Annotated in this window: 7 protein-coding genes and 1 pseudogene; 5 read left to right on the top strand and 3 right to left on the bottom strand. The window is 36.1% G+C overall.

The features are described 5' to 3' along the window. Positions 1–524: transposase (locus tag HXN26_RS10350; protein ID WP_273161134.1), on the top strand; the 524-nt coding region annotated here is incomplete at its 5' end. Between the two features lie 456 nt (positions 525–980). Here the strand turns inward: HXN26_RS10350 and HXN26_RS10345 are convergent. Together HXN26_RS10345 and HXN26_RS10340 are read right to left on the bottom strand one after the other, a co-directional pair. After that, positions 981–1,310, bottom strand: coding sequence for a heavy-metal-associated domain-containing protein (locus HXN26_RS10345; RefSeq protein ID WP_273161132.1), 330 nt, complete (start codon positions 1,308–1,310; stop codon positions 981–983). A 58-nt stretch (positions 1,311–1,368) separates the two neighbouring features. After that, positions 1,369–3,426, bottom strand: a complete 2,058-nt coding sequence (locus tag HXN26_RS10340; RefSeq protein WP_273161131.1) for a TonB-dependent receptor plug domain-containing protein — start codon at positions 3,424–3,426, stop codon at positions 1,369–1,371. A gap of 788 nt (positions 3,427–4,214) precedes the next feature. Here HXN26_RS10340 and HXN26_RS10335 point away from each other — a divergent pair. Genes HXN26_RS10335 through HXN26_RS10325 form a run of 3 tightly spaced genes read left to right on the top strand, consistent with a single transcriptional unit; the run spans position 4,215 to position 7,883 of the window. Further along, positions 4,215–5,654, top strand: a complete 1,440-nt coding sequence (locus tag HXN26_RS10335; RefSeq protein WP_273161130.1) for a lipase family protein — start codon at positions 4,215–4,217, stop codon at positions 5,652–5,654. A 44-nt stretch (positions 5,655–5,698) separates the two neighbouring features. Then, positions 5,699–7,681, top strand: coding sequence for a leucine-rich repeat domain-containing protein (locus HXN26_RS10330; protein ID WP_273161128.1), 1,983 nt, complete (start codon positions 5,699–5,701; stop codon positions 7,679–7,681). 7 nt (positions 7,682–7,688) lie between these two features. Next, positions 7,689–7,883, top strand: a complete 195-nt coding sequence (locus HXN26_RS10325; RefSeq protein ID WP_273161126.1) for a hypothetical protein — start codon at positions 7,689–7,691, stop codon at positions 7,881–7,883. Positions 7,884–8,368: 485 nt separating this feature from the next. Here HXN26_RS10325 and HXN26_RS10915 read toward each other — a convergent pair. Continuing rightward, a pseudogene (locus HXN26_RS10915) lies at positions 8,369–8,470 on the bottom strand (MutS N-terminal domain-containing protein); the annotation flags it as partial. Between the two features lie 114 nt (positions 8,471–8,584). Here HXN26_RS10915 and HXN26_RS10320 point away from each other — a divergent pair. Then, entirely contained in the window at positions 8,585–9,571 is a 987-nt protein-coding gene (locus HXN26_RS10320; RefSeq protein WP_273161125.1) for a ketopantoate reductase family protein, read from the top strand. Positions 9,572–9,779: the final 208 nt, after the last annotated feature.

The raw sequence follows: 9,779 nt of genomic DNA, 5'->3' as shown, positions 1-9,779 counted from the left end.
AAATAATATATTACACTGACAAACAATTAGTTAGATATTTACTGAATATCCCTAAAGTATCTATTCTTCGCTCATGGTCAGGACTTATTCTTGGTGCATGTTCTTTTAGGAATGAATATGATGGGCATACTATCGAAAAGACGTTAGAACAGACCCAAAGGATGACAGGAATGAAGGTTGATAAGTTAGCAGGAGATAGAGGGTATAGAGGTATAAATCAGATTGGGCAGACAAAGATACTCATTCCAGACACTCCTAAAGCTAAAGACAGCTACTACCAAAAGAGAAAGAAACACAAACTATTTTGTAAACGAGCTGGTATAGAGCCAACGATAGGACATCTTAAAGCAGACCACCGATTATCTCGCAACTTTTATAAAGGTGTCAAAGGAGATGCTATCAATGTATTATTATCTGCAGCAGCATATAACTTCAAAAGAGCTATGAGAGTTCTTTTGTACCTTATAAAAAGAATCAGCATAGAGCTTGTCAATACAAGCTTTATGCTGAAATATTGTTTTTAAGGGACGACTAAATATAATTTTATAGGGGAATAATAACTTCGTCTTGATATATCAAAAGCCGTGCTTTGGTATTTCTCAATAAAAGGGTAGATAGTCCTATTAAGCTACTCTTGTTTGTAAAGAAAAATACCAGTAGAAAATGGTTATAGCGATTTGGCATTGCAATAGCGCCTGTTTTGTAATGCAAAACAGGCGCTATTATCGTGTAAAACAGGCACTTTTACAATGCAAAACAACCTATATTACAACGTGTTGATAATAAGGTGATTACGCAATATTCCTTCTTTTGAAAAATGTTTACGATTTTATCATCTTATTATCTAACTCAAGCCGACCGTTAAGGTATCAATTTTTATAATGCGATTGACCTCCTAACAATCGGCTTGAATGAGATAAAGCCACTATTCATGTTGGATTTCTAAAGAGTTCCTGATAAGATTCTGGAACCTATGAACCTTACATATTCTGACACTCTTCGCCTTCGTGAACAGTAGTTTTGGCTTCTTTGGTTGTCTTTTCTGCTTTGTATCCGAACTTTTCAAAAGCCTTCTGAAGTTTCTCTTCTGTAGTTTTGTCGGCATCGTAGGTAACGAACACTTTCTGCATTTCGATATCTGTCTTTATATCTTTCACACCTTTTTCAAAACGAAGATTACCTTTTATCTTGTTCTCACAGTTGGCGCAATGCATCTGAGGAGTAGTTGTGAAGATGACAGTCTTGATGTCTTTAGCTGATGCAACGATGGCTACCATCGCCAACATCATAGTAATTAAACTTTTTTTCATTGTCTTTTTATTTTTAACTAAGCCCAATTGGGCAAATAATTTTTATGCTTTGATATGTTTAAAGACGTTGTCCAAGGTTCATGCGGATACTAATATAGCCCATTGCACCCTGCACTGGACCATAAACCATCGTAGGTTCGAAGGTCTGTGTCCACGGGTCGTGATATCCAATAATAGGATTTTGCTGCTTGAAGTTCGTCAGATTTTCACCACCAAGCTGAACAGAGAAGTGGCGGAAATTGCGTGTTATCTGTGCGTTTAGTTGTCCATAAGCCTTGTAATGTGTATCCCACGATGGTGTTCCAGTAGCCGTTGTGTATGGTGTAGGCATTCTTCCACCACCATTAAGAGCCAATGTTGCATCGAATTGCCATAGACCAAGTGGTGTCTTATAGCTTGCAGTGAGCAATCCTTTATACCTACCTTGAAATGGTTTTGCAAGTAGTTCTCCTCCGTAAGTAGTCTTTACAAGATTGTATCTGTAAGCCGCGGTTAATTCAAAGCCATGGAAGAATGGGTAGGAAGCATCTATTTGGAACGTATGCGAATAACTCTTACCGTTAAGATTGCCCACAAAAAGCATCAGCGGATTAGAGTCGTAGTCAATGATAGTTTGGTTTTCAAAGTTTGTATAATAGTATTCTGCATTTAATTTCAGTGTCTTATTCAATATAGGAATATTGAAAGCTACACTCGTGCCATAGTTCCATGCAGCCTCTTGCTTCAGTTGCGAGTCTATCATAAGACGTCGACCAGAAGCCATAAGATAGTTGTTTTCTGCTAAAGCGCGCGGACTTCGATATCCTTTTCCAGCCGAAAGACGGAGCGTAATGAAATCAGTTGGCATCCATTTCACATGAAAGCGTGGTGTAACAAACGTACCATAAACGCTGCTATGGTCTATTCGCAGACCTGCCATCGCTATAAAACGATTGTGAAGGTTGTATGTGTACTGAATGTAAGCACCAGGAGTGGTTTCGCTTTCCACATTATTTATAAGCGGATAGAGGTTTCCATAATCAGAAGGAATAGCCGAAGAAGATATTAACATAAGGTTCTGGCGCAGGTAATCGTGGTTCAGACTGAGTCCAGCAGAAAGGTTGTGAACTTCAGCAATATTGGTTTCGAACATTAAAGATGCGTACGCGTTTTTCTCATTCACATCATAATGCTTTATTCCATAATTTGCCTTCTGTTCGTGAATCGACATGTTACCCATTAAAGCGATGTTAGTTCCATGCGTTGGGTCGAGTATAAAAGCGTGCTTCATATACGCTTCGTAGCGATTTGTACCTATGTTTATGCGATACGGAGAGTTTCCTACAGCAAGATGATGCGTGTGTGTGGTTTGCCCGCTGGTTCGGTCTTCCTTCAGAAAACCTACTCCAGCATGCAGCATATAGCCTCCACTCTTCCAGTACCATCGGTTTTGTAGATTGTATTGGCGTACCTGTGGCTCATCTTGAAAGCCATCGTCGTTTCCATCATGTTGACTATAGTTGTCTTCAAAGTGGGCAAGCACCTCCGTACTTAGGTTCTTATTGCCTCCAATATGCAAATTAGCATCAGCGTTAGCTTCTATTTTAGCCATCGTATTGCTGTAGATATTAATAGAGACACCTTGTTCATCTTCTGGTTTTAGATACTCTACGTTAATCTGTCCAGTCATTGCTTCATAACCATTCTTTACTGAAGAGTTACCTTTACTAACTTGTAGGCTCTTCATCCACGAACCAGGTACATAGCCAAGTCCGTAAGGTAGCGCTGCACCACGGAAGTTTGGTAAGTTTTCAGTAAGCATTTGCACATACGTTCCACTTAGTCCAAGCAACTTAACTTGACGTGCTCCTGTTGTTGCATCAGAGTAATTAACGTCTACCGAAGGGTTATTTACAAAGCTTTCGCCCAAATTACAGCATGCAGCCTTGAAGAGTTCGTCGCGCAAAATATCTTGTCCGTTAATAGCACCACCCAATGTACGCACCGTAGCACGCCTTGCAGTTATGGTAACATTATCTAATTCGCGTTCTTTTTTGATAGCTGTAGTATCTGTCTGCGCCATTGTTGGCGTAGAAAACAGCAGGAATAAACCTGCAAATATGATATTATAATTCATTTGTTTCGATTTTGTGAATATAAGAATTGCGTCTGAAGAATTAACATGAATGCTATTCGTCAGACTATAAAAACATTATAAAATCACAAAATCAAATAAGGAGCATTGTCAGTTTTTGCAGATACCTTCGCGGTGGACTATGCCAACAATAGGGCGTTAATCGTATCGGCGATACTAGAAAAACAAATATTGGTAGTACAATGAGAAGCGTTACAAGAGGTGAAAGTAAAGAAATTTGTAGGGGCTGCAAGTCAATATGCAGTGGTGAAGCCTGATTAATTTCGGTCAGTTTCAACACATGTATCTTCATACAGTTGTCTTTCGAAGCCATTTCACAATTTTCTTCGTCCATAGATATCTCGCCTATGGAAATGTTTCCTGTATGTGTACATTGCATTACTACAACGCCTGTTGCCGTCGATACAATCATTACGGACAACAAAAATAATAGTAATATTTTGACTATCTTTCTCATTATTAAGTGCAAAAATACAATATTTATACTTATTCTTGCAAAGAATAAATAAACTTTAACACTCTCTTTTAGTCCGAAAATTAAAGTAATATTACTTTGTAAAATATTATAAATAAAGCGATTAATTACTTTATTCTTTTCTCTTTAAAAGAGATAACAAACTGATTTGCTATGAATAATTTGCTAATTCCGAGTTTTTTTTAGAACTTTGCACCTAAGCTTTACATAGTAAACTTTGCTCTGTTTCTACTCATAAACAATTTGAGATTTAACCTAACAAGCAATTTGTATAATATATCACATCTAAAATAAAATGAATAAGAGTTTATCAAAAAACCTTAGACGCTATTTGTGTCTAACAGTTACAATTGTGCTTTCTGTTTCAGTTTCTGCACAGAAAGACTTCTCTTCTATCCAAACAGGCGTTGATGTAGGGGACGCAAAGATTATTGAAACTGGTGTTAAATCTTTCGAAGAGATAGAAAGACGACTTCCAAGGCGTGCAAACAGCTTTGATGACGACAATTCTGAGCATCACGCAACAAAAGGTTGGGGATTGAATTATGAATATTACAAATACACTTATCCCACAATTAACACGAAAGGAGAGACTATTATCTTAACAGCCTTGGCAGCTATGCCAACCAATTATGATGTTCCAATTAACAATATCATTTTAGGTTGCCATGCAACAATAACAGATAATAAAAGTACTCCTTCTGAATATATCAAGAGCGGAGACTGGAAAACTGACGTCGGTATGCTCATTATGCATGCAAAAAGTAAAAGTGCTTCAGAACTTGGATATAATTGTTTGGTAATTTTACCAGACTATCAAGGATACGGAAATACAAGATATCAAGCTCACCCTTACTTGGCACAGGAAATAACAGCACGACAAAGTGTTGATGCTCTACGCTATGGCATTGAGTTATACAAAAAAAGTAAGAAAGGTAGAGCAAAAATTAGAGATGGTTGGAAAACTATTTGTGTAGGATATTCTCAAGGAGGTTCGGTAGCAATGGCTTGTCATCGTTTTATGGAAACTAACTTTCTTGATAAAGACCTTCACTTAGGTGGTTCAGTATGTGGCGATGGTCCATACGATCCGATTGCTACAATGAAGTTTTCTGTTGAAGAAGACAAGGTATTTATGCCCGTTGCTATTCCTCTTATATTAAAAGGTATGCTCGATTACAACCCTTATATGCGAAGACATAAGGCAAAAGATTACTTCACAGAAAAATTTCTCAAGACAGGTATTCTTGATTGGATTGAATTGAAAGAACAAAATGTTCTTGACATACAGAAAGCACTAAGGAAATTTTATAAGTTCCATAAGGATAAGAGAGGAGACTATTTAAAGGCTTCTGAAATATTCACACCCGAAGTTTTTGCCTTTATGTCTAAGAAGATAAAAGGCGAACCAACTGAGAAGAATCCTAAGTTTGATGATCTATATTCAGCTTTGAATGTTAATAACCTTACTGAAAACTGGAAACCAAAGTATCCTATTTATCTTTTCCATTCAAAGGTAGACGAAGTTGTTCCTATCGGTAATGCGGAAAGTGCTTACCAAAGAATGAGAACTGATAAAAACCCTAACATTATTAAATACACCTACGTTGAAAGTGGTGGACATATCATGAGTGGTTTAGCTTTCTTCTTTGCTATTTTTGGTAAGAGCTACGAACAAAAAGCTGTAGAGGCTATTGCTGGCGGAGAAAGGACATGGAACTTATTTAACCCATAACCGCATCAGGCACAAATATATTTATAATTTCAACATTGAAAGATATGAAAAAGCAACATATATTGATATTTTTAATCGCTATCTGCGCACAGCTTTCTGCATTTGGCTCTATCTTAGAGAACGACAATGTAGTAAAAGGTATTGCTAAACTGAATGGTAAAGATATTCCAATTTGGTTTAATATCACTGGAGAAGGCACTGCAGAAGTTGGAAATGGTAAGAATTCAGCTATTAGTCAGTACGCTGAGGGCAAACTTGTTATCCCCGCTTCGTTTATAAATACTATAGACAAACGTCAGTATAAGGTAACAAAGATTGGCGATTTTGCATTTAGTCTTTGCGACAAAATAACTGAGGTTGTGCTCGAAGAGGGAATCACAGAAATTGGAGAACATACTTTCTTCGGTTGCAACGCTTTGAAAACTATCGGTTATCCAACCACATTGACAGCCATAGGCAGAAGTGCTTTCAGAGGTTGTAAGAATCTTACACACACCAATTTGCCTGCAAATCTTATTAAAATAGGACAGGAATCTTTTGCAGAGAATAAATTTACTGATAATAAAATAGTAATCCCCAGCAAGATTACAACTATTCCGCTGGCATCATTTGAAGGTACTAAACTTCAAATTGTAATATTGCCACCTTCAATTACAAGCATTGAAGAAGACGCATTCCGTTTGTCAGCAGACTGCAACTTCTATATGTTCGATGGAAAAACAGCGCCAAATGTAAACGATAAAAGCGTTAATCTGAAAGGACATTGGTTTGCTTCAAACCCAGAAATCTATAAAACAAATAGTTTTTGTAAAGGTTTGCTGCCTATCAGTGCTATGATTCCACAAAAAGAATTTACCACAGATGGTGTTACTTACACAGTTCTTCAAGAAGGAATGTATCCAGGTTACTTTACAGCTTCAGCGCACAAGAAGAGTAACGAAGCTACATGGAACCACACTTTCAACGATATTAAAGCTGAAGTTCTCAACAATTCGTTTGCAGGTAAATGGAAACCTTCATTCTTTGTGAATGGTATTACACAAGAGTTCTTTGCAGGTGAAGGCATTGAAAAGTTACATCACATTGCTTTACCATCAAGTATTGAGGCTAAAAACGCTAAAAACGCATTTGCAAATTGTAAGGCACTTGTGTCGCTCGACTTATCGAATATGAAACCATTAGAGAAAAACGAAAGCGACGAACTCTTAAACGGACTACCTGAAAACGCTGTGGTATATGCGCCAATGGGGCAAACCGAAGAGTATCGCGCTTATAATATAGTTCTCACAACAGATAATGGAGAGCGCCAAGCCAGCTATTTCAAATTGAATATAGATGATAATTTCAACGAACTTGCATTAGCTGGAAATATGATATACGACCTTCCTTACAAGTTTGTAGCCAATAAGGCAACTTTCTATCGTTCATCTTTCCAAAAGAAAAAACAAGAAACTATCGTTCTACCTTTCACCGCAAAACCAAGCGGACAAGTCTATGCATTTAATAAGACAAAAGGCGGCAACGGAGCAGAAGAAACCATCGTGTTCTCTAAAGAAAGCGAAATGCAGGCAAACAAACCTTACATCTACATTGCTGATGGAACTGAAATTTCTGCTAACAACGTAGAAGTAAATCCACAATTAGTTGAGGCTACACTTTCTGGAACATCAAATCTTTTTGCTGTTTACGAGGCTAATTTTGTTAAGAAACTTGCAGCCGACCAGCATCTTAATGGTATGCTTTACATTTACAACCCAGCAGGAAAAGAAGGAAAAGGTAGTTTCGTACGAGCTGGTGAGGGTGCAAGAATAACTCCTTTCCACGCATTCCTCCATTTGAACAATAAGAATTCTGGTGTTAAGCAAACCGTCGTGTTAGAAGAAGGAACAGTAACCGAAATAGAAACACCATCGGTTAGCACTGAAAATGGCGACAATTCGTGGTTCAATATGCAAGGAATCAAATTGAATGGTAAGCCTAACAAAGGCATTTACATTCACAATGGAAAGAAACAAGTAGTACGCTAAAGACACCATGAAAGTAAAACAAAAGGTATATTATAAACCATTTATACAAACGCTGTCAATAGATATTCAAAACCTATTAGCAGGTTCGGGCGAAACCATAGAAATACCTATTGAAAATGGAAATCCAAGTGATGGCGTAGGTGGAGCTAAAGAACATTTTGAAACAAACGAGGAAGACTACAACGAAAACCTCCTCAACTAAAAAATAATCCATACTATTTCACACGTTTACCCGTATCAGTTACTACACAACTGATACGGGTATTTTTTTTCTTTTCACTCAGTTTTTCCGTTTCTTACCCCTTTTTTATAAAGTATATTCTGTATAAAAAATGAGGTTCTTCCGTTAAATGCGTAGATGGTTAATAGAATGAGATTAACCCACATACATGGTATGATTACCCCAATTAGATGGTTTTTATACGGGGGAATAAACTACATAATAAACGTAATTAGGTGCGAGGTCTATTTGTCTTCTACAAACAATTTATTCCCTTGTTAGTTGAGGTTTGTAAATTATTTTCCTTATATTCAAAACCAACACATGCTCTTTTGGCTTCTAAAAGACGCCTAATTGGCTTGCAAAAGATGCCCTTTAAGACGCTTACTAAGGCCCTTTTGAAGTCCAATAAAGCACTTTTTACTTTACTACTTTATAACTAATTGAATTCCATGTGGTTACAGACAGAAGTCACCACACCTAAAGAGCATCAATGCTCCAGGATGTTGCGCCTTCATTGAGAAGAACTATTTCATCATCGGGGTAAGTCCCTTATCCTCTTTTGCCATATCTTTTACTTCCTTATTAAGTCTGTTTCTATTTTATCCTTAGACTTACAAAATTACAAAAATAAGGAGGAAAGCCCAAATAATTAATTACCTTTGTCAAAAATAAACATAAACATGGATATATTAATTATAGGATTAGGAGTTATCGGAACAACTTATGCTTCTGTGTTTAAAGAGGCTGGACACAATATTGAACATTATATTCGGGAAGGAAGTAATAAGGAATATATAAGCAATATTGAAGTTACATTATTAGATGGAAGAGAATCATCAAAAGGTATTCAAGTTAAAAAAGAGTATACAGTAAATCCACATTCAAAGAAAGAATATGACATGATTTTCGTAAGTATCTCACAAGGGAAGATTGCTAATGTAATGGAGATACTACGAAAAGAAGCATTCAAAGGCACAATACTATTATGCTGTAATCTATGGTATGACAAGCAATATCTTGATAAAATTATGCAAGGATATGATTATATCTTAGCCTTTCCTGTTGCTGGAGGTTGCATAAAGATAAAAAAAGAAGAGCTTGTCACAAAGGCTCAACTTGATTGTTGTTTATTTAATCATTTTATGATAGAGTCTAAAAATAAGACAACAATATCAAATTATGAGGCTATCTGCAATCTATTCAAGTCCTCTAACATCAAACTTGAGAACCCTTATAACATGTTGGAATGGATATGGATACACATGGCTATCAACGCTGCAGTTATCTCAGTCATAGGGAAAAATGGAGACATAAATGACAGTATAATATCAGTTCATAAACTTATGAATTCTCTAAAGCTATTGGCAACTACGATTAAAACTATTCGTGAGACAATAAAAATAGCAGCTTCACGTGGTATTAATATGAAATATTACAGAAATGAATTATGGGTATATAAACTACCAACTCAACTTTCTGCTATTTTCATGAAACGTATGTTTGCCACAAATAATCTTACAAGAAGGATTATGGAACTACATGGGAACATTGACGACTTGTTGTATATTTGCAATAGTGTATATAAAGAAGGAAAAATAAATAATGTTTCAGCTCCAATTTTTTATCAGTATTTAGAAGATATTACAAGAAGAATTACAAATAAATAAAACAATTATAAGGAAGAACCAAAAATGATCTACCTTTATTCATTATATAGTAGTTTTATATTATATATAGTATTTTCTTAGACAACTTTATAATTACTGCTTTGTAAGAAATAATTATACCCTAATAAAATTATAATAACAAAATAAAAAATTATAATTAGGGTAATTCAGTTAATTCCCTCTTAAGAATCTCTGGAGACTGTCAAAT

Origin of the sequence: Prevotella aurantiaca (assembly GCF_015262605.1) — a bacterium.
GTDB classification, from domain to species: Bacteria; Bacteroidota; Bacteroidia; order Bacteroidales; family Bacteroidaceae; genus Prevotella; species Prevotella aurantiaca.
This window is presented reverse-complemented; position numbering and strand designations above follow the sequence as displayed.